General features: G+C 69.8%; 23 protein-coding genes. 22 read left to right on the top strand and 1 reads right to left on the bottom strand.

What is annotated here, in order from left to right:
* Window positions 1-46 precede the first annotated feature (46 nt).
* From STH_RS14655 to STH_RS14585, 15 genes are all read left to right on the top strand, one after another.
* Complete coding sequence (locus tag STH_RS14655; RefSeq protein ID WP_011197062.1) at window positions 47-355, top strand: cupin domain-containing protein; 309 nt, start codon at window positions 47-49, stop codon at window positions 353-355.
* Between the two features lie 26 nt (window positions 356-381).
* Window positions 382-1,671, top strand: a complete 1,290-nt coding sequence (locus tag STH_RS14650) for a hypothetical protein (RefSeq protein ID WP_043714279.1) — start codon at window positions 382-384, stop codon at window positions 1,669-1,671.
* Complete coding sequence (locus tag STH_RS14645; protein WP_011197060.1) at window positions 1,668-2,009, top strand: metal-sulfur cluster assembly factor; 342 nt, start codon at window positions 1,668-1,670, stop codon at window positions 2,007-2,009. The genes STH_RS14650 and STH_RS14645 overlap by 4 nt, the downstream gene beginning before the upstream one ends.
* 102 nt (window positions 2,010-2,111) lie before the next feature.
* Complete coding sequence (locus tag STH_RS14640; RefSeq protein ID WP_050742313.1) at window positions 2,112-3,002, top strand: peptidylprolyl isomerase; 891 nt, start codon at window positions 2,112-2,114, stop codon at window positions 3,000-3,002.
* Window positions 3,003-3,072: 70 nt separating this feature from the next.
* A complete protein-coding gene (locus STH_RS14635) occupies window positions 3,073-4,899 on the top strand; it encodes a P1 family peptidase (RefSeq protein ID WP_011197058.1) in 1,827 nt (608 codons plus the stop codon).
* A 187-nt stretch (window positions 4,900-5,086) separates the two neighbouring features.
* Complete coding sequence (locus STH_RS14630; protein ID WP_043714277.1) at window positions 5,087-6,070, top strand: hypothetical protein; 984 nt, start codon at window positions 5,087-5,089, stop codon at window positions 6,068-6,070.
* Window positions 6,071-6,162: 92 nt separating this feature from the next.
* Window positions 6,163-6,714 carry a hypothetical protein gene (locus STH_RS14625; protein ID WP_148205604.1) on the top strand — a complete coding sequence of 184 codons (552 nt, stop codon included), beginning with the start codon at window positions 6,163-6,165 and terminating at the stop codon, window positions 6,712-6,714.
* Between the two features lie 96 nt (window positions 6,715-6,810).
* Window positions 6,811-7,038, top strand: a complete 228-nt coding sequence (locus STH_RS14620) for a hypothetical protein (protein ID WP_043714272.1) — start codon at window positions 6,811-6,813, stop codon at window positions 7,036-7,038.
* Window positions 7,039-7,093: 55 nt separating this feature from the next.
* A complete protein-coding gene (locus STH_RS14615) occupies window positions 7,094-7,471 on the top strand; it encodes a holo-[acyl-carrier-protein] synthase (protein WP_011197054.1) in 378 nt (125 codons plus the stop codon).
* Window positions 7,468-9,030, top strand: coding sequence for a bifunctional ADP-dependent NAD(P)H-hydrate dehydratase/NAD(P)H-hydrate epimerase (locus STH_RS14610; protein ID WP_011197053.1), 1,563 nt, complete (start codon window positions 7,468-7,470; stop codon window positions 9,028-9,030). The genes STH_RS14615 and STH_RS14610 overlap by 4 nt, the downstream gene beginning before the upstream one ends.
* A gap of 26 nt (window positions 9,031-9,056) precedes the next feature.
* Window positions 9,057-10,190 carry an alanine racemase gene (alr, locus tag STH_RS14605; protein WP_011197052.1) on the top strand — a complete coding sequence of 378 codons (1,134 nt, stop codon included), beginning with the start codon at window positions 9,057-9,059 and terminating at the stop codon, window positions 10,188-10,190.
* A 78-nt stretch (window positions 10,191-10,268) separates the two neighbouring features.
* Complete coding sequence (locus STH_RS14600) at window positions 10,269-10,517, top strand: CopG family ribbon-helix-helix protein (RefSeq protein WP_043714270.1); 249 nt, start codon at window positions 10,269-10,271, stop codon at window positions 10,515-10,517.
* A 14-nt stretch (window positions 10,518-10,531) separates the two neighbouring features.
* Window positions 10,532-10,894, top strand: coding sequence for a type II toxin-antitoxin system PemK/MazF family toxin (locus STH_RS14595; protein WP_011197050.1), 363 nt, complete (start codon window positions 10,532-10,534; stop codon window positions 10,892-10,894).
* A gap of 109 nt (window positions 10,895-11,003) precedes the next feature.
* Window positions 11,004-11,729 (top strand): gamma-glutamyl-gamma-aminobutyrate hydrolase family protein, encoded by a 726-nt coding sequence (locus STH_RS14590; RefSeq protein WP_011197049.1) that lies wholly within the window; start codon window positions 11,004-11,006, stop codon window positions 11,727-11,729.
* Between the two features lie 105 nt (window positions 11,730-11,834).
* Complete coding sequence (locus STH_RS14585; protein ID WP_011197048.1) at window positions 11,835-12,053, top strand: alpha/beta-type small acid-soluble spore protein; 219 nt, start codon at window positions 11,835-11,837, stop codon at window positions 12,051-12,053.
* Window positions 12,054-12,130: 77 nt separating this feature from the next.
* On the opposite strand, the gene STH_RS14580 is transcribed toward STH_RS14585, so the two are convergent.
* The gene (locus STH_RS14580) at window positions 12,131-12,325 is read right to left on the bottom strand and encodes a hypothetical protein (RefSeq protein WP_011197047.1); all 195 of its coding nucleotides are present in this window, start codon (window positions 12,323-12,325) and stop codon (window positions 12,131-12,133) included.
* 104 nt (window positions 12,326-12,429) lie between these two features.
* Between STH_RS14580 and STH_RS14575 the strand changes: the two genes are divergently transcribed.
* The 7 genes from STH_RS14575 (at window position 12,430) to ltrA (ending at window position 19,705) form a co-directional block, all read left to right on the top strand.
* Window positions 12,430-13,011 carry a DUF1444 family protein gene (locus STH_RS14575; RefSeq protein WP_011197046.1) on the top strand — a complete coding sequence of 194 codons (582 nt, stop codon included), beginning with the start codon at window positions 12,430-12,432 and terminating at the stop codon, window positions 13,009-13,011.
* Window positions 12,989-13,300 carry a hypothetical protein gene (locus tag STH_RS14570; protein WP_011197045.1) on the top strand — a complete coding sequence of 104 codons (312 nt, stop codon included), beginning with the start codon at window positions 12,989-12,991 and terminating at the stop codon, window positions 13,298-13,300. The genes STH_RS14575 and STH_RS14570 overlap by 23 nt, the downstream gene beginning before the upstream one ends.
* The gene (locus STH_RS14565) at window positions 13,297-15,591 is read left to right on the top strand and encodes a Tex family protein (RefSeq protein WP_011197044.1); all 2,295 of its coding nucleotides are present in this window, start codon (window positions 13,297-13,299) and stop codon (window positions 15,589-15,591) included. Before STH_RS14570 ends, STH_RS14565 begins: the two co-directional genes overlap by 4 nt.
* Before the next feature lie 217 nt (window positions 15,592-15,808).
* Window positions 15,809-16,591: an enoyl-ACP reductase FabI gene (locus STH_RS14560; RefSeq protein WP_011197043.1), complete on the top strand. Its 783-nt coding sequence runs from the start codon at window positions 15,809-15,811 to the stop codon at window positions 16,589-16,591.
* Window positions 16,592-16,736: 145 nt separating this feature from the next.
* On the top strand, window positions 16,737-17,210 hold the full coding sequence (tsaE, locus tag STH_RS14555; RefSeq protein ID WP_011197042.1) for a tRNA (adenosine(37)-N6)-threonylcarbamoyltransferase complex ATPase subunit type 1 TsaE: 474 nt from the start codon (window positions 16,737-16,739) through the stop codon (window positions 17,208-17,210).
* Window positions 17,191-17,892 (top strand): tRNA (adenosine(37)-N6)-threonylcarbamoyltransferase complex dimerization subunit type 1 TsaB, encoded by a 702-nt coding sequence (gene tsaB, locus STH_RS14550; protein WP_011197041.1) that lies wholly within the window; start codon window positions 17,191-17,193, stop codon window positions 17,890-17,892. Before tsaE ends, tsaB begins: the two co-directional genes overlap by 20 nt.
* Before the next feature lie 523 nt (window positions 17,893-18,415).
* Window positions 18,416-19,705 (top strand): group II intron reverse transcriptase/maturase, encoded by a 1,290-nt coding sequence (ltrA, locus tag STH_RS14545; RefSeq protein ID WP_011194155.1) that lies wholly within the window; start codon window positions 18,416-18,418, stop codon window positions 19,703-19,705.
* Window positions 19,706-19,710 lie beyond the last annotated feature (5 nt).

The raw sequence follows: 19,710 nt of genomic DNA, 5'->3' as shown, positions 1-19,710 counted from the left end.
GGGCCGCGGGTACACTGAGGGAAACCGGAGAGAAAGGGGAACCGCCATGCAGGTGCAGCTGATCCGATCGCCGAAGCCGACGGCCGACGGGGTCTCCGTTGAGATGATCCACAGCTGCCAGGACATGCGGGTGCTGCTGATTCAGCTGAGCCCGGGTGGCGAGGTGCCGCTGGCCACGAGCTCCTCCAGCGTCAGCCTCCAGGTGGTGAGCGGTCGCTGCGAGCTGGTCGCCGGGTGCGAGTGGGTCGCGGCCGCGGCCGGGACCATCTGGTTCTACCCGCCGGGCGAGCCGTTCGGCGTCAGGGCGACCGGCGAGCCCGCCACCGTGCTGGCGACGTATGCGCCGCGGCCATGAAAGGACCGAAGAAGGCAGGGCCCCAGGTGATCGATCCGGCCCTGTCGCCGCCGATCTACGTGCCCATCGGCATGGCGCTGGCCGGGGTCCTGGGGCTGCTCGTGCTCCAGGCGCTGGTCATCGCCAAGGCGCCCATGATCTTCGGCCCCTTCCGGTTCAACCCCGCGGCGCTCGCGGCCGTTCATCTGTTCACGCTGGGCTTTGCCACCAGCGTCATGATCGGCGCGTTCCATCAGATCACCCCGGTGATGATGCGGGGGCGTCCGGTGGAGGGCGGGTGGGCCCTGCTGCAGGGCCTCGCTTACCTTGCCGGCAGCTGGGCCCTGGTCTGGGGGTTTTACCGCTCCGCCGGGCCGTGGATCACGGCGGGGGGCACCCTGGTGGTGTTGGCCCTCGTCGTCTTCGCCGCGCTGGTGGTCCGGGCGATGCGGTCCGCCACCCAGTGGACCGTCGCCGGCCGCTTCATGGCGGCGGCCCTCTCGTTCGTGCTGGGTACGGTGATCTGGGGCCTGGTCCTGGCGTTCAACCTGCGGCGGGGTTTCCTGCCCGACAGCCTGGATTACTCGCCGCTGGGGGCGCACGTGCTGCTCGGCCTGGGCGGATGGTTCATGCTCACGGTCTTCGGCGTCTCGTACCAGCTCTTCCCCATGTTCGCCCTCACCAACCGGCCGAGCGCCGCGTCGGGCCACGCCGTGCTCGCCAAGCTCTCGGCGGGGCTCTGGGGCGCGTTTGCATCGCTGCTCCTGCACCTGCCGGCGCTCACGGCCGCGTGCCTGCTGCTGGCCGCGGCCGGTGCGGCCCGGTACGCCGCCGACTTCTTCGCCATGATGCGGCAGCGCCGCCGGCCCGAGCTGGACCTGTCCATGCGCTATGGGGTGACCGCGCTGGCCTTCCTCGTGCCGGCCGCGCTTCTGCTCCTGCTCAGCGTCCGGCACCGCGCCTTCGCCGTCCCCGGCGCCTGGCTCTTCCTGTTCGGCTTCGTGGCCACGATGATCCTGGGGATGCTCTACAGGATCATCCCCTTCCTCTTCTGGCACCACCTCATGAGAAACCGGCGCTCCAAGACCCAGCGGCTGCCCAAGCTGGACGAGATGTTCGCACAGCGGACGGCGCGGGCCGGGTACTTCTGCTGGACGGCAGGGGTGCTGCTCACCGGGCTGCTGCTGCTGGGCGGCGCGCTGGGCTGGTGGGACGCCCGGTATCTGGTGCGGGGGAGCGCCATACTAAACCTGACCGGCAGCCTGCTGTTCGCCGGCACCATCCTCCAAGTGCTTCGGGCCAGGCCGCTGGACGGAAGGGAGCGATCCATGGGATGAACAACTCCGCCGACCTCCGCCGGGAGCCGACCCGGCCTGCGGACCGGGAGGCGCTGGCGCGCACGCTGCTCCGCAATGTCTACGATCCGGAGATCGGCCTGAACATCATCGACCTGGGCCTGGTCTACGATCTCCAGGTCGACGAGCAGGACCGCTGCCGGGTGCTCATGACCTTCACCACCGCCGGCTGCCCGGTGGGCGGCCACCTGGTGAACGAGGTCTACGAGGCCCTGACGGTGCTTGGCTTTGCCGACGTGAAGGTCGACATCACCTTCGATCCGCCGTGGTCGCCCCAGCGGATGTCGCCCGAGGCCCGGCAGCAGCTCGGCTGGCCGTAAGCGGATACGCGCCCGCGTTCCCGCCATTGGCATCCGGCCCGAAGTGCGTTACCATAGCGGGTGTGACCCTGATTCAAGCCTGAACCAAAGGAGCGTGGCGTGTTGGCCAACGGGAATAACCGGGCGACGATCGCCCTGGCCGTGGTGGCCACCCTGGTGGTGGCAGGACTCGGCGGCTACTTCGTGGGCAGCAGCCTGCAGCGGCCCGGCACCGGCAACGATCCCGCCGTGGTCGCGACGGTCAACGGCGAGCAGATCACCCGGGACGAAGTGCACCAGAAGCTGATGACCTACTACGGGGCAGCCGTCGTCGACGACATGATTCTCACCCGCCTCGTGGATCAGGAAGCCGCCAGGGCGGGCGTGACCGTGACCGATGCCGAGGTGGAGGAGGAGGTCGAGGCGACCAAGGCCGCGTACGGCGGCGACCTGTACTTCTCCTGGGCGCTGAGCCAGTATGGGCTGAGCGAGGCGCAGTTCCGCGACATGCTGCGCCGGGACATGGTCGCCACCGCTGTGCTCCGCCAGCAGCTGCAGCCGGACGATGCCACGCTGAAGGCGTACTTCGACGAGATGCAGAGCGCGGAACAGACTCGGAAGATCAAGGTGCGCCACATCCTCGTCGACACGGAGGAGAAGGCCAACGAGATTAAGGCCCGGCTGGACGCCGGCGCCGACTTCGCCCAGCTCGCGCAGGCGGAGTCCAAGGACACGGCCAGCGCCGCCAAGGGCGGCGACCTGGGTCTGATCGGCAAGGGCGACACCGTCTCCGAGTTTGAGGCAGCAGCCTTCGCCCTGAACGACGGTGAGATCTCCGCCCCCGTGCAGAGCACGTACGGCTGGCACATCATCCAGGCCTACCAGTTGCACTTTGAGCAGGAGAAGCAGACCATTCTGGAGCAGTATCTGAACGAGAAGGTGAGCGCGCGGCTGGGCACCTGGTACAGCGAACTGCGGGAGAACGCCCAGATCACGAACACGCTCGCCCAGTAAGCGCCTGAGACCGGGCCAGGCCAGGGGGCAACCTCCTGGCCTGCTGGTGCATGAACGGGGGTGGTGTCGGGTGGACCCGCGCGCGCGCTGGCGGCTCTTCCTGCTGGTCGGCGTGGCGGCGCCGGCGGCCATGGGGGCCGGCGGCCTGCTCCTGGCCCGGCTGGTCACGGGACGGTTTCCCGACCTTCTGCGGCTGCCCTCCGGCCAGGCCACTCTGGCGGGCCTGGTCGCGGGCGGGGCCTCCCTGGCCCTGGTCGGGCTCCTCTCCCGGCTCAGCGGCCGGCTGGAGGATGCCCTGCGGCGGACGGGCACCCGGGCGGGCGAGGAGGTGCTGCAGTCCCTCGGGTATCCGCTCATGGTGGCCTTGGTGACCACTTCGGCCATCGGCGAGGAGCTGCTGTTCCGGGGCGGCCTGCAGCCGCTGGTGGGTCTTCTGCCCGCTGCCTTCCTGTTCGGGTTCAGCCACGGCGGCTGGGTGCGGGACAACTGGGCCTACGCGGCGGTCGCCGCCCTCTCCGGCACCCTCTTCGGAGCCGCATACGCTCTGACCGGCGACCTGTGGGCGCCGGCCATCGGGCACAGCGTCCACAACGTCCTGTCCACCCTGCTGCTGGGCCGACACGTGGAGGTCGAGTGGCGCGGGCCGGTGCCGGTGATCCGCCTGGTGCCCGATCCGCCCGAGAACGCCGCCGAGGAGGAGGTGCCGCCCATGTCCTTCCCCAGCCCGTACCCGCCCCGGCCCACGGCCAGGGCCCTGGGCCTGGTGACCGGCCAGCTGCCGCCCGGGCCGCAGAACGACATCTGCGACGTCCCCGGGGTGCGCGTCGGCCACGCGACCCGGGTGGAGGGCGAGGGGCCGCTGGTGCCCGGCCAGGGGCCGGTGCGCACCGGCGTGACGGCCATCCTGCCCCATGGCGGGAACCTATTCCAGCAGAAGGTGCCCGCCGGCGTCTTCGTCCTCAACGGCTTCGGCAAGGCAACGGGCCTCGCCCAGGTGGTCGAGCTGGGCACCCTCGAGACGCCGATCCTCCTGACCAACACCCTCTCCGCCTTCCGGGCCGCGGACGCGCTGGTGAGCTACATGCTGGAGCAGAACCCGGAGATCGGCGTGACCACCAGCACGGTCAACCCGGTGGTGGGCGAGTGCAACGACGGCCACCTCAACGACATCCAGGGCCGGCACGTCACCGCCGAGATGGTCCGCGCGGCCCTGGAAGGCGCCTCTTCCGGCCCGGTGCAGCAGGGGGCGGTGGGCGCGGGGACCGGCATGGTGTGCTTGGGTTTCAAGGGGGGCATCGGCTCCGCCTCCCGCCGGGTGGACCGGTACGTGCTGGGCGCGCTGGTGCTCGCCAACTTCGGCCGCCGCGAGGACCTGCTGATCCACGGCGTACCCGTGGGCAGGCGGCTGGCCCATTACCCGGAGCCGCCGGCAGCCCCGGCGAGCGGACCTGCGGATGCCCAGGAACCTGCCCCGGCGGCGGAGCAGGCCCCGGAGGTGGGTGATCCCGACGAGCCGCCGCCGGGGTCGGTCATGATCGTGCTGGCCACGGATGCGCCGCTGGACGCGCGCCAGCTGACCCGTCTTGCGCGCCGCGGCGCGCTGGGCCTCGCCCGGGTGGGGGGCAGCGCGGCCAACGGCAGCGGCGACTTCGTCCTGGCGTTCTCCACCGCCAACCGGACGGCGCATCGCGCCGACTACCCGGTGCGGGCCGTGACCTTGCTCCGGGACGACAGCGCGGCCATGGATGACCTGTTCCGCGCCGCCGTCGAGGCGGTGGAGGAGGCCGTCATCAACGCGCTGTTCACCGCGCGCACCGTGACGGGACGCGACGGGCACGTGGCGCACGAGCTGCCCGTCGACCAGGTTCTGTCGTGGTTGAATGAATCCGATCAATAATCAGTCACAAATCTATCCCTTATGTATGAACCTTTTCGGCGCGGTGTACGTATATGAGGGTGAAAGACGGATCGTGGTCTGGTTCAGCCTTGCGCCGAAGCACGAGGGTCAGTGTTTTATCTGTAGGCGAAAATCGGCAGACGGAGTCGCAGCCAGGTAATCACCCCAGGAAAGAAGGGGATGAGGCATGGTCGACGCGTTAACCCGCCTCCTGGAGGAGGGCAGGTACGCCCGTTGCCTGTTTGCGGCGGAGCAGATCATGGAGCAGGGCGGCCTGTCGTCGGTGGAGCAGGCCGGGATCCACCTGATCATGAGCCGTTGTCGGCTCCTCCTTCAGGATGCGCCCGGCGCGGTGCTGTCTGGCCTGAGCGCCGTGAAACTGGCCGAGCAGGAGCGCGAGTACGACCTGCTGGGCCGGGCCCTCCTCGCGCTCGGGGCCGCCCATGCGGCGATGCAGCAGTTCGAGCAGGCTCTGAGCTGCTTTCAACGGTACTTCACGTACCGGGCCTACTACCGCGACGCGGCCCGGCTGGAGGGCGCGGCGTGGAAGTCGCTGGGGATCACCTACCAGCGGATGCTGCAGCCCAAGCAGGCCGTGCACGCCCTGGAGGCGGCGCGGACCTGGTTCGGCGGCCGGCAGATGGAGCACGGCGTCTTCACCACCACCCACGACCTCATCAACGTTTACCTCTACCTGGCGAAGGAGGACCGCAGCCTGCGGCGGCCGGTCCGGCGGCTGCTCATCGAGCAGCGCGGGATTGCGGCCCGGCGTCCGACCGAGCCGTACTACGCCGGCACCTATCTGCTGGACCTCGCCGCCTGGCTGGCCAGCGGCGGCTACTACGGACGGGCGGCGGCGGCAGCCGTGCGCGCCCTGTTCGTCCATCGCGATGATCCCGCCCACGCCTGCCACTGCTACCTGCTGCTCGCCCGGTGCGAGTTGCAGCTGGGCGAAGCGCACAAGGCCCTCACCTTCGCGCTCGCGGCCCAGAACGAGGCGGTCATGGCCGGCCGACCCGAGCTGGAGCAGCTCGCCGCCGATGCCCTGGATGAGGTGGTGCAGCGGGAGGGCGTGGAGATCCTGCGCCACCTCGATGCCGCCTACCAGGCCAGCGCCCGGTTTCCCGAGGAGATGCCGACAGTCCCGCTGCTCAGGCGGGACCTCCAGTAGCCGCCTTCCGACAGCCCCGCGGACGGGGCTGTTTCCTTTCCGCCCGGGGCAGGGAAGACTATGCGCAAATCTGGGAGAGGGGCGGTGAGTGGATGACACTGTGGTTGGATCGCCTCTTCCGGATGGGAGACTACCGGCGCTGCCTGGCGCACGGGCGCCGGCTCTTGAAGGCCGGGGTGCTCACGCCCGGCGAGCGGCTGCGCGTGCTGGTGCTGGTGGAGAGGTGCCGGCGGGCCACGGGGTCGGTGCGCCAGATCTGCAGCGCCCGGCTGCGGCTGGTGAGCGCCGGCATGCTCCGTGCGGCCGGCCGGCCGCAGCAGGCGGTCGACGAGGCCTTCCGCGCCCTCCAGGAAGCGGAGCCGCTGAGCCCCCTGCAGGTGCGTGCCCAGCTCTTCCTGAGCCGGGTCGCGGGCGCGACCGGACGGCTGGTGGAGGCCCTCGCTTTCGCCCTGGCCGCACGGGTCACCGCGGCGACCTGCGGGATGGGCTGGCTGGAGCGCAGGGCCTCCGACCTGCTCGCGCTGCAGCTCCGGGCCGGCGGCTGGACCGCGGTGAGCGAGCTGGCCAGCGCCCTGGCCGCCCAGGGGGTGGACGTGTACGAGTACCTGGACCTGGCCGACCTCATCTCCTTCGCCCGGGAGTGAACCCACCGCTGCGCCGGATCGCCGCTCCGGATGAAGGGGATCGCTGCCGCATTGGAGAAACCTACCGGGAAGTTGTGCTCGGCAGGAGGGGTGGCCGTGCGGTCGCGCCTTTTCGCCCCGGGCCGGCGGCTGGTGGCCGAAGTCGTCTCCGTCTATCTCGACCGCGCCGTCCTCGCCTTCGGGGACGGCGTCCGCATCGAGGTCGCGGCGCGGGCGCCGCTCCGGGAGGGCGAGCGGGTCATCCTCCGGGTGGAGCGCGCCAGGAACGGTGCCGTCGTGCTCCGCCTGGCGGGGGACGAGGCCGGGCTGGATCGCCTGGTCTAGGTCCCGGGGAGATGGGGCACGCGGGCTTCAGACAGGTGGAAAGGGGTGGCTCGGCGTGATCCTGGGCACCGGCGTCGACATCGTGGCGGTGGAGCGGGTGGCGCGCGCCGTCGAACGCCACGGGGACCGGTTCCTCCGGCGCGTCTTCACCCCGGGGGAGCTCGCCTACTGCACATCCAGCGAAGCGCACCGGGCGGCGCGCCTCGCGGCCCGGTTCGCCGCGAAGGAGGCGGTGCTGAAGGCCCTGGGGATCGGGCTGCGGGAGGTGCGCTGGACCGACGCGGAGGTCTGCCGCGACGAACGCGGCCGCCCGTCGGTGCGGCTTACGGGCCGGCTCGCCGAGATCGCCGCCGCGCGGGGCGCAACTCGCATTCATCTTTCCCTGTCCCATACACAGGAGTACGCGGTGGCACAGGTGGTGATCGAGGGATGAAGGTCGTTTCCGGCGAGCAGATGCGGGCGATTGAGGCGCGCCTTTTCGATCAGTACGGCTTCACCTCCGCGATCTTGATGGAGCTGGCGGGGCGGCAGGTGGCCCTGATCGCCCGGCGGATGATGCAGGGGCGGTCGGGGCCCATCGTCGTGGTCTGCGGCAAGGGCAACAACGGCGGCGACGGCCTGGTGGCCGCCCGCTGGTTGCGGCACTGGGGCTTCCCGGTGTCCGCGGTGGTCTGGGCCTCCCTGGACGACCTGCCGGCGGACGCCGCCGCGGCGCTCTATTCGGCCCGCATGGCCGGCGTGAACATCCTCATGCCGGCGCAGGCGTACGAGGCGTTGCAGGGTGCCGACCTGATCATCGACGCCGTGCTGGGCACCGGCGCCGTCGGCTCCGCCAGGGGCCAGGCCGCCGAGGCGATCAAGCTGATCAACGCGGCCAAGCGGATGGTGCTCGCGGTGGACATCCCTTCGGGCATCGGCACCAACACGGGACGGGTGGACGGTCCGGCGGTCCGGGCCGACGTCACCGTCACCTTCGGCCTGCCGAAGCTGGGCCTCTTCCTCTTCCCGGGGGCCGACCTGGTCGGCCGCATCGTGGTGGCCGACATCGGCCTGGACGAGAAGGCGATCGAGGCCGAGAACATCCAGGTGGAGCTCACCCGGCCCGCGATGGTGAAGAGCTGGCTGCCCACCTACAGCCGGGACGCGCACAAGGGAACCCGCGGCCGGGTGTACGTGGCGGCGGGCTCCCACGGAATGGTCGGGGCCGGGGCCCTGGCGGCCGTGGGCGCTCTGCGGGCGGGGGCCGGGCTGGTCACCGTGGCCGCGCCCGAGCGGTCGCAGCCGGTGCTGGCCGCGATGCGGCCCGAGTGCATGACGATGGCCCTGCCCGAATCGGAGGCCGGCGGCTTCCGGGCGGAGAGCGCCGAGGACTTCCTGCAACGGGCGGCCCGGGCCGACGCCCTGGCCGTGGGTCCCGGCCTGGGCACCGACGCCGACGCGCAGCTCTTTACCCGCCGGGTGGTGGCCGGGGCGACGGCGCCGCTGGTGTTGGACGCCGACGCCATCAAGGCGTTCGCCGGCCGGCCGGAGCTCCTGGCCGAGTGCCCGATGCCGCTGGTGATCACCCCACACCCGGGGGAGATGGCCCACCTGCTGGGCGCGTCGGTGGAGTCCGTGCAGGCGGACCGGTTCGCCGCCGTGCGGCGGGCGGCGGAACTGACCAAGGCCGTGGTGCTTCTGAAGGGCGCCTACACCCTGATCGCGGAGCCCGGCGGCCAGGTGTTCATCAACCCGACCGGCAGCCGGATCCTGGGGACGGCGGGTTCCGGCGACGTGCTGACCGGCATCATCGCCGGGCTGATGGCCCAGGGCATGGGCGCGCCGGAGGCGGCCGCAGCCGGTGCGTTCCTGCACGGCCTGGCCGGCGACCGGCTGGCCCGGCGGCTGGGGCTGGACGGGGTGCTGGCCGGCGAGATCGCCGCCGAGGTGCCCGCTGCCCAGCAGGCCGTGCGGGAGGGGCTGCCGGATCTGATTGAGGAGTTCGTGGGCTAGAGACTGGACGGACGGGAGGAGCCAAGATGGATCTGGACGGCATGCGCCCGACGTGGGCGGAGGTCGATCTGAACGCGGTCCGGGCGAACATCCGGGCGTTGAAGCGGATCTCGAAGGCTCCTCGACTGATGGCGGTGGTGAAGGCGAATGGCTACGGGCACGGCGCCGTGCCCGTGGCGACGGCGGCCATCGAGGCCGGGGCGGACTGGCTGGGCGTCGCGTCGGTGGAGGAGGGCGTGACCCTGCGTCGCCACGGCATCTCCGCGCCCATCCTGGTGCTGGGTTACGTGTCCCCCGGCCAGGCCGAGGCCGTGCTGACGGAGGGGCTGCGGGTAGCCCTCTTCGACGGCGAACTGGGGCAGGCCCTGAACCGGGAGGGGCGCAGGCTGGGCCGCTGGGCCCGCGTCCACCTGAAGGTGGACACCGGCATGGGGCGCATCGGCCTGCAGCCCGCCGAGGTGGGCCGCCTCGGCCGCGAACTGGCCAGGCTGGACCATGTGGAGGTGGAGGGGGTCTTCACCCACCTGGCGACCGCCGATGAGCCGGGGAACCCGTACACCCGTCTGCAGCTGGAGCGGTACGAGGCGGCCCTGGCGGAGCTGGCGGCGGCGGGTGTCCGGCCCGCCATCCGGCACGCCGCCAACAGCGCGGGGCTCATGCTCCACCCGGAGGCGCACTACGACATGGTGCGCAGCGGCATCGCGGTGGTGGGGCTGCCCCCGGCGCCGGGCGTGGCGTGGCCCGTGAAGCTCGCCCCCGCCCTCACCTGGAAGACCCGGGTGGGGCTGGTGAAGTGGCTGGAGGCCGGCCACTCGATCTCCTACGGCTGCACCTACACGACCGCCCGCCGCGAGCAGATCGCAACCTTGCCGGTGGGCTACGCGGACGGCTACCCCCGGAGACTCTCCAACCGGGCGCAGGTCTTGATCCGGGGCCGGCGGTGCCCCGTGGTCGGTGTGGTGACCATGGACCAGATGATGGTCCGGGTGCCGGACGATCTGCCGGTCCGGGTCGGGGACGAGGTGGTGCTGATCGGGCGGCAGGGCGGCGAGGAGATCACGGCGACGGAGCTGGCCGGGCTGGCGGACACGATCAGCTACGAGATCGTCTGCGGCATCTCGCGGCGGGTGCCCCGTTTTTACGGCGGGGAGACCGCGTGAACCCCGGGCCTTCCGATGACCATTCGCACGGCCGGCGTATAGACTGCTACTGAGGGTCGTATCCGGAGGAGGTTCCCCATGGCCGCTGTCCGGCGCATTCTGGTGACCGTGCCTGCGTCGCTCCTGGAGCAGGTGGACGGCCTCGCGGCCCTGGAACGGACCGACCGGGACGCCCTGATCCAGGAGGCCGTGCGAATCTATGTGGAAGAAAGGAAGAAACGGGACATGCGGGAGCAGCTGAGGCGGGGCTATCGGGAGATGTCCCGCATCAACCTGACTCTTGCGGAGGAAGGGCCGATCTTCGAGCGGATCGGCAGTTTGCCCTGAGCGGTCCCGGCCGTATGAGCAAGCCACTTCAGATTCGACGGGGCGACGTCTTCTACGCGGACCTGAGCCCGGTGATCGGCTCGGAGCAGGGAGGCGTGCGGCCCGTTCTGATCCTGCAGAATGATGTCGGCAATAAGTACAGCCCCACGGTCATCGTCTCGGCGATCACCAGCCAGATCGAGAAGGCGAAGCTGCCGATTCACGTCGAGCTGGACGGGGAAACCTATGGCCTCGAGCGGGATTCCGTCATCCTGCTGGAACAGGTCCGCACCATCGACAAGCGGCGGCTGCGCGAGCGGGTGACGCACCTGGGCAGCGACATCATGCGCCAGGTGGACGAGGCCCTGATGATCAGCCTCGGACTCAAGGAGTTTTGACGGGCCGCCGGGGCACCTCCGCGGCGAACCCGGGAGTCCAAAGGAGTGTGGACCCCCGGGTTCGCATGCTTATCAAGGCGCCGGACGCGAAGGAGGATGACGGGAAGCCATGAGGCCGTTGATCGGGATTACCGCGTGCAACCGGGCCAACGAGGAGCCGGGTCAGGACTGGCTGTACACCCCGCACGACTACTTCCGGGCCGTGTGGCGGGCGGGAGGGCTGCCGGTCATGCTGCCCTTCGTCACCGACGAGGAGGAGGCGGCCCAGGTGCTGGACCGGCTCGACGGCCTGCTCCTCTCCGGCGGCGGCGATCTGGATCCGATGCTGTACGGCGAGCTGCCCCTCCCCGTGACCGGATCCATTGAACCGGAGCGGGATCAGGCAGAGCTCGCCTATGCCCGGGTGGCGGTGGCTCGCGACATGGCCGTCCTGGGGATCTGCCGCGGCCACCAGGTGCTGGCGGTGGCCTTCGGCGGCGCGCTCTGGCAGGACATTCCCGCGCAGGTCGAGGGCGCCATCAAGCACCGGCAGGAGGCGCCCAAGAACTACCCCTCGCACCCGGTGAGCATCCTGCCCGGCACCCGCCTCGCCGCGCTGCTGGGCACGGAGCGGCGGGTCAACAGCCGGCACCATCAGGCCGTGAAGCGGGTGCCGGAGGGATGGGTGGCCAGCGCCCACGCGCCCGACGGGGTGATCGAGGCGATGGAGCATCCGGGCCGGCGGTTCGTCCTGTCGGTGCAGTGGCACCCCGAGAACCACCAGGGGCAGCCCTGCAATTTCGACGCGCTGTTTGACGCGTTCGTGGAAGCGGCGCGCCGATCCGTCGATCGCTGACGCTGATCGGGACGCTGCACGGCGCCTTCGGCCGCGCCAACAACTGGTCGTCATAACGCGGCGCCTCCGGCGGAAACATAAGACCGTCAGGAGGTGAGAAACGCAATGGCGAACAACAATAACAACGATCTCGTCGTCTCCTCGGCCCGCAGCGCCCTGGAGCAGCTGAAGTACGAGACGGCCGCCGAGCTGGGCATCCCCAACTACGCCCAGCAGTACAAGGGCGACCTGCCCAGCCGTGTGAACGGTTCCGTCGGCGGTTACATGGTGAAGAAGATGATCGCCCTGGCCGAGCAGCAGCTGAACGGCGGGACCGTGCGGTAACGGCGGCACAGCTGACTGGCTCCTCCGGGACAGGCGGGAAGGGGGCTCCGGCCCCCTTCCCGGCTTTTCTTGACGCTTCAGCCGCCGACTGGTAAACTCTTCTCGCCTGCGGCGTCAAGCTGGCTGGCCCGCTCGGCCATCTCCTCCCGGGTGATGATCCCCTTGGCGACCAGGAGATCGATCAGGGCCGTGAGGGCGAGGACGGACCGGTAGTCGACCGCCTTCATGTCAGCCAGCGTGGCATACAGGTCGATGGTGTCGCGGGCCTTCATCGGAGGTCACCTCCATCGCGCTATCGGAAAGTATCGACCACGGCCGGGCGGTCTAAACTCCCCGTCCGGCTGCCGGGCCGGCAGGGCCCCGGGAGGGATGCACGATGAAGCTCATGGAGCAGGAGTTCGCGGACATCCGCGGCCGGCTTTACCCCCTGATGATGGATCCGGTGCAGATCCAGGCCAAGGGCGGGGGGCAGATGGTGAACGGCCAGATCGCCGAGGGGCTCTATGTCATCTACGGCATTGAGGAGCCGGGCGACAAGATCCGGTACGTCACGTACCAGGACCTGCGCGACTGGGGCGTGAGCCACACCACCGTCCACATCACCGCCGTCCAGAACCTGAAGCGGCTGACCGAGGGGAAGCGGGTGACGAAGCTCGACTCGGCGGAGGGCGGCCGGCCGATGTTCATCTGGGCGCTGGCGGACGGCTACGACGCCGCCCGGATCCTGCTCACCGAGTGGCTGCAGGATTTCGCCGAGGCGGTGCCGGGCCGGTTGGTGCTCGGGGTGCCCCACCGGAACTGGCTGGTGGCCGTCGGCGACGCCGATGAGGAGCTGCTGAAGGTGGTGGCGCGGCGGGTGGCCCACGAGCACCGTCACGCCGGGTTCCCCGTGAGCCCGTACCTGTACACCTTTGATGGAGAAAGGATCGTGCGCTATGTCCGCAGGCAAGGGGAGTGAGGCCGGGTTCCTCCGGCAGCTGGCGGAGGCCATCCGCCACCACGGCGGCCCGGCCTACGACGCCCAGCGGGCCCGGTCGCTGGCCGAGGCGGTGTGGCGCGATCTCGGTCACCGGGCGCCCGACGACTTCCCGCACCTGGTGCAGGAGGGTGACCTGCGGTTCGTCTGCCAGTGGTACGAGCAGCCGCCGATCATGACCGTGATGGTGTGGGACGGGGAGATGTGGCGAGACATGGAGCGGCTTCTCCTGCCCGGTGAGCCGCCCGAGCGGGAAGGTGAAACGCGTTGAGCCAGGATGCGATTCATGCCAGGCTGGCCCGGGAACTGGGCCTCACGGTGGGCCAGGTGGAGCGCTGCGTCGCGCTGCTGGACGAGGGCAACACGGTGCCGTTCATCGCCCGCTACCGCAAGGAGGCCACGGGCGAGATGGACGAGACCCAGATCCGCACCCTGCAGGAGCGGCTGGCCTACCTGCGGAACTTGGAGGCCGAGAAGGAGAAGGTGCTGCGGGTCATCGCCGAGCAGGGCAAGCTGACCCCGGAGTTGGAGCGGGCCATCCGGGAGGCGGAGAAGCTGCAGGAGGTGGAGGACCTCTACCGGCCCTACCGGCCCAAGCGGCGCACCCGGGCCATGATCGCCCGGGAGCGGGGGCTGGAGCCGCTGGCGCAGCAGATGCTGGCGCAGGCCGAGACAGCGGGTTCGCCTGAGCAGATCGCGGCCACCTATGTGAATCCGGAGCTCGGGGTGGCGTCGGCGGAGGAGGCCCTGGCCGGCGCCCGGGATATCGTGGCGGAGATCGTGTCGGATGACGCGGCGGTGCGGAAGATGGCCCGTGAGCTGACCTTCGCCCGCGGCGTGATCCGGTCGGCGGCCAGCGACAAGGGCGAGCCGGAGAAGGCCCGGGAGTTCGAGATGTACTTCGACTTCCAGGAGCCGGTCCGCACGCTGCCTCCCCATCGCGTCCTGGCGCTGAACCGGGGCGAGCGGCTGGAGTGTCTGAAGGTGACGCTGGAGGCCCCGGAGGAGGAGATCATCGCCCGCATCGAGCGGCAGTACGTCACCGGCCGTTCCATCTGGGAGAACCACCTGCGGGAGGCGATCGCCGACGCGTACCGCCGGCTGATCGCGCCGTCTATCGAAACGGAGATTCGCAACGAGATCACCGAGAAGGCCGAGGAGCACGCCATCCGGCTGTTCGCCATGAACCTGCGCAACCTGTTGCTGCAGCCGCCGATCAAGGGCATGACGGTGATGGGCATTGACCCCGGCTACCGCACCGGCTGCAAGGTGGCCGTGGTGGACGAGACCGGCCGGGTGCTGGAGACCGGCGTGATCTACGTGACCCTGGGCGAGCGGCAGCGGCAGCAGGGCGAGGAGGTCCTGGTGCGGCTGGTGGACAAGCACAAGGTCGACCTGATCGCCATCGGCAACGGCACGGCCTCCCGGGAGACCGAGCAGGTGGTGGCGAGCATCATCCCCCGCTGCAGCCACCCCACCGCCTACATGATCGTCTCCGAAGCGGGCGCCTCGGTGTACTCGGCCTCCAAGGTCGCCCAGGAGGAGTTCCCCGACTTCGACGTGACCCTCCGCTCGGCGGTCTCCATCGCCCGGCGGGCGCAGGATCCCCTGGCCGAGCTGGTCAAGATCGATCCCAAGTCCATCGGCGTCGGCCTCTACCAGCACGACGTCAACCAGAGGCGGCTGGCCGAACAGCTCGGGGCCGTGGTGGAGTCGGTGGTGAACGCCGTCGGCGTCGACCTGAACACGGCCTCGCCGTCGCTCCTGCAGTACGTGGCGGGCATCAAGGCTTCCGTCGCCAGGGCCATCGTCGAGTACCGGGAGAAGCACGGCAAGTTCCGCAGCCGCCGGGAGCTGCTGAAGGTCTCCGGCCTGGGGCCCAAGGCGTTTGAGCAGTGTGCGGGCTTCCTGCGGGTGACGGACGGCGTGGAGCCGCTGGACAACACCGCCGTACACCCCGAGTCCTACGCGCTGGCCGAGGCGATCCTGAAGGCTGTGGGCGCCACCCGGGAGCAGCTGATCGGCAAGGGGTCGGCCGGGCTGCGGGACGCCCTGAAGAAGCTCTCCCCGGAGCAGGTGGCCGCCGAGCTCGGGGCCGGCGTGCCCACGGTGCGGGACATCATCGAGGCCCTTTCGAAGCCGGGGCGCGACCCCCGGGACGAGCTGCCCCAGCCGATCTTCCGCACCGACGTGCTGAAGCTGGAGGACCTGCAGGTGGGCATGGAGCTCATGGGCACCGTCCGCAACGTGGTCGACTTCGGCGCCTTCGTGGACATCGGCGTCCACGAGGACGGCCTGGTCCACGTCTCCCAGCTCTCCCACAAGTACGTCAAGCACCCGTCCGAGGTGGTGCAGGTGGGCGACGTGGTGCGGGTGAAGGTCATCGAAGTGGATCTGAAGCGGCAGCGCATCGGCCTCTCCATGAAGCTGGGCGACCCGCCCGCGGCGGAGCGGCCCCGCGAGACCGGGCGGAGCCGTGAGGCCCGGCGGAAGCGGGCGGAGCGGCAGCTGAGCCTGGAGGAGCAGGTGCAGATGCTGCGGGAGAAGTTCAAGCGGCTGTGAGGCCGAAGCCCAGCCGGGCATGGGGTGTCGCGCTTACGGGGGCGGGAGATTCCGCTCCCGTTTGTCTTCGCCCTGGTTCGTCTGTCTGCACCGGCACATGTCGGCGGGCGACGGGGGCGTGCAGAAGCGGCCATAGGGCATGGTAAACTCCGATCTAATAGGCTATTATTAGTACCAGGTATTAATCCGGCCGACGGGTAAGGGGGAGACGTGTGCCGTGGGACTGATGACGGGGAGAAAGTGCCTGGTGATGGGCGTCGCCAACAAGCGCTCCATCGCGTGGGGGATCGCCCGGGCCCTGCACCGGGAGGGCGCGGAGCTGGCGTTCACTTACGTCAACGATCGGCTGAAGGAGAACGTGGAGGAGCTGGTCCGGACTCTGGACGGGCACGAGGAGATGCCGCTCCTGCCCTGCGACGTCATGGAGGACGGCCAGATCGAGGCGGCCTTCGCCGAACTGGGCAGGCGCTGGGGGAAGCTGGACGTGGTGGTCCACTCCATCGCCTACGCACGGACGGAGGACCTGCAGCGGGACTTCGTGGACACCACCCGGGAGGGGTGGCGCATCGCCCAGGAGGTTTCGGCATGGTCCCTCATTGCCGTCGCCCGGGCGGCCAAGCCGCTGATGGAAGCCGCCGGCGGCGGGTCCATCATGACGCTGACGTACCTGGCCTCCGAGCGGGTGGTGGACCGGTACAACATCATGGCGCCGGCCAAGGCGGCCCTGGAGTGCAACGTGCGCTACCTGGCCCACGAGCTGGGGCCCAGCAACATCCGGGTGAACGCCATTTCCGCCGGGCCGCTGAAGACCCTGGCTGCCAGCGCCGTGAAGGGGCTCAGCACCATCCGGGACATCGTGGAGGAGCGGGCGCCGCTTCGGCGCAACGTGACCCTGGAAGAGGTGGGCGACGTCGGCCTGTTCCTGGCCTCTCCCCTGTCCCGGTGTATCACCGGCGAGACGATCTACGCCGACAACGGCTTCCACATCATGGGGGTGTGACCGGTCGGCTGCGGAGAAATCACGCCGGCGGGGGTTCCGCGCGGCACTTCCGCCCCGGGGCGCGCGGCGCGCCGGGGCTTTTTTCTTGACCTGATGCAGCGAGACGCCCAGAATAGGTCTTGATGGTCTTGGGAGGATGAACGCCATGGTGCGCGTGATCAGCAGGAGCCCCGCCCAAACGCAGGCGCTGGGCCGGTGGCTGGGCGAGCGGCTGCAGCCCGGCGATTTCGTCGCGCTGGTGGGCGACCTGGGGACGGGCAAAACGGCCCTGTCCACCGGCATCCTGGCGGGGCTGGGGGTGAGCCGGTCCGGCGGAAGCCCCACCTTCACCCTGCTGTGGGAGTACGAGGGGCGCATCCCGGTGTTCCACTGGGACGTCTACCGCCTGGAGGATGCCGCGGAGCTGGAGGATCTGGGCTTCGAAGAGTACTTCTTCAGCGACCATGGCGTCAACCTCGTCGAATGGGCGGACCGGGTGCGGCCGCTCTGGCCCGACGAGGTCCTGGAGATTTCACTCAGCTATGGGAGCGGGGAGCAGGAGCGGGTGCTCGAACTGACCGGCACCGCCCGCTACCGGCCGCTCCTGGAGGAGTTGGCGCATGCGGGTTTTGGCCTTTGACACCGCCACCGCCGCCTGCACCGTCGCGGTGGCGGCGGACGGGCAGGTGCTTTCCGAGTTCACGCTGCAGGTGCCCCGGGCCCACTCGGTGCGGCTGATGCCGCTGATCGCCCAAACGTTGCGGGAGGCCGGGGTGGACCGGCGGGAACTGGACGCGATCGCCGTCGGCGTGGGACCGGGCTCCTTCACCGGCCTGCGCATCGGCCTGGCGACGGCCAAGGGGCTGGCCCTTGCGCTGGACAAGCCCGTGGTCCCCGTCTCGACCCTGGCAGCCGCCGCCTACGGCACCGGCGCACAGGCGGGCCTGGTGGTGCCGCTGTTGGACGCGAAGCGGGACCAGGTGTTCACGGCGGTGTACGCCGCGGGCGACCGGGACCCGTCTACCTGGACCGAGCTCCTGGGCCCCGCGAACCTGCACATCGACGAGGTCGTGGAGCGGGTCCGTGAGCTGCGGGCGCGGTTGGACCGCCCGTGGCCGTTCATCACCCTCTGCGGCGACGCAGCCGAGCAGCACGCGCCCCGGTTCGGCGGGGACGGCGCCGTGCGGCTGGCCCCCGCGGGGAGCCTGCTGCCCCGGGCCTCCAGCGTGGCGGCCCTGGGGCTCAGCCTGCTCCGGAGCGGCGGGGCGATGAGCCCCGACGCGCTGTCGGTGTGCCCGGCATGGGCGCTGACTTGGCGGTGAAAGTCCGCTACGGGCGAGGCAGCACCAGCCCGTTAGCCAAAGGCAAGGGTGTCCGTCGTGAGGCGGAATCTGAAGGAAGCCCGAGGCAAAGCCACGACCCGAGGAACACGAACCCCATAGGAGGCTGTGCCGCTCGGGTGAGCTGGCCGAACACAGCAAAACCCGAAGCTGCCAAAGGGCGGTGCGGTAGATGGGGCGGGTGCGGGGTGAAGGTCAGCGTTCTTACCCGGGGAGATCTGCCGGGAACGCCAGCAACGCTGGTAACCTGCGTCGGGAGACGCAGCTGAACCGGCAGAAGTCAGCAAAGGCCATAGTACCGGCAGGGGGACGCCCCAACCGGGAAGGGCCGAACGTCAGGAAAGGGGTGAACCCGTTGCGTTCGAGCAGCCCGCGACAAACGCAGAAGACCCCGAACGGGACCTGCTCGCCGGAGGTAGCGGTGAAGCCGCAAGGGACGGCGAGAGGGCGGAGTGGGCAGCCGGCACAAGACGGAACGTTACCCCGCGGGGAGCACAGCAACCTGATGGAGCAGGTGGTGGCCAGGGAGAACATGCTGGCCGCCCTGAAACGGGTGGAGCGGAACGGAGGCGCTCCCGGCGTGGACGGTGTCCCCACCGAACGGCTGCGGGACCAGATTCGCGTGGAGTGGAGCCGCATCCGTGAGGGACTGCTCCAGGGGACCTACAGACCGCAGCCAGTCCGCCGGGTCGAAATCCCGAAACCGGGCGGCGGCAAGCGGATGCTGGGGATTCCCACCGTGATGGACCGCCTGATCCAACAGGCACTCCTGCAAGTACTGACGCCGATCTTTGACCCGACATTCTCCGAATCCAGCTACGGCTTTCGGCCGGGGCGGCGGGGTCATGATGCGGTCAGGAAGGCACGTCAGTACGTGGAGGAAGGGTACGACTGGGTCGTGGACATGGACCTGGAGAAGTTCTTCGACCGGGTCAACCACGACGTGCTGATGGCCCGCGTGGCGCGGCGGGTAACGGATAAGCGTGTGCTGCGGCTGATCCGGCGGTACTTACAGGCTGGGGTCATGCTGAACGGGGTAGTCGTGGCGACGGAGGAAGGGACGCCGCAGGGCGGTCCGCTGAGCCCGCTGCTGGCGAACATCCTGCTGGATGACCTCGACAAGGAGCTGGAGCGCCGCGGGCACCACTTCGTCCGGTACGCCGATGACTGCAACATCTACGTCCGCAGCAAGCGGGCGGGAGAACGGGTCTACAGGAGCGTGCGCCACTTCCTGCAGGAGCGGTTACGGCTGAAGGTCAACGAGGAGAAGAGCGCAGTGGACCGGCCGTGGAAGCGGCAGTTCCTCGGGTTTAGTTTCTACAAGCACCGGGGAGTGCGCATCCGGCTGGCCCCGAAGAGCCTGAAGCGCGTGAAGGACAAGCTCCGCACGCTGACGGACCGCAACCGCAGCCAGAGCATGGAGGACCGAATCCGGCGCCTGAATGCTTACTTGCGGGGCTGGGTTGGGTACTATGCGCTCTCCGATGCCAGGTCAGCCTTTGAAAGACTCGAAGGATGGCTGAAGCGTCGGCTGCGAGCATGCGTATGGAAGCAGTGGAAGCGTGTACGCACGCGCTTTCGGGAGTTGCGCGCCCTCGGTTTGCCCGAATGGGTAGTCCACCAACTCGCCAACAGCCGCAAAGGCCCGTGGCGGATGGCAGGTGGCCCACTAAACAGCGCCCTGGGCGACGCCTACTGGCGTGCCCAGGGGCTGATAAGCCTGACCGAATGCTATGAAGCGACTCGTCAATCCTGGCGAACCGCCGGATGCGGACCCGCATGTCCGGTGGTGTGAGAGGA

Origin of the sequence: Symbiobacterium thermophilum IAM 14863, assembly GCF_000009905.1 — a bacterium.
Lineage (GTDB): Bacteria > Bacillota > Sulfobacillia > Symbiobacteriales > Symbiobacteriaceae > Symbiobacterium > Symbiobacterium thermophilum.
The sequence above is the reverse complement of the archived record's forward strand: the minus strand, read 5'-3'. Positions and strand labels throughout refer to the sequence as shown.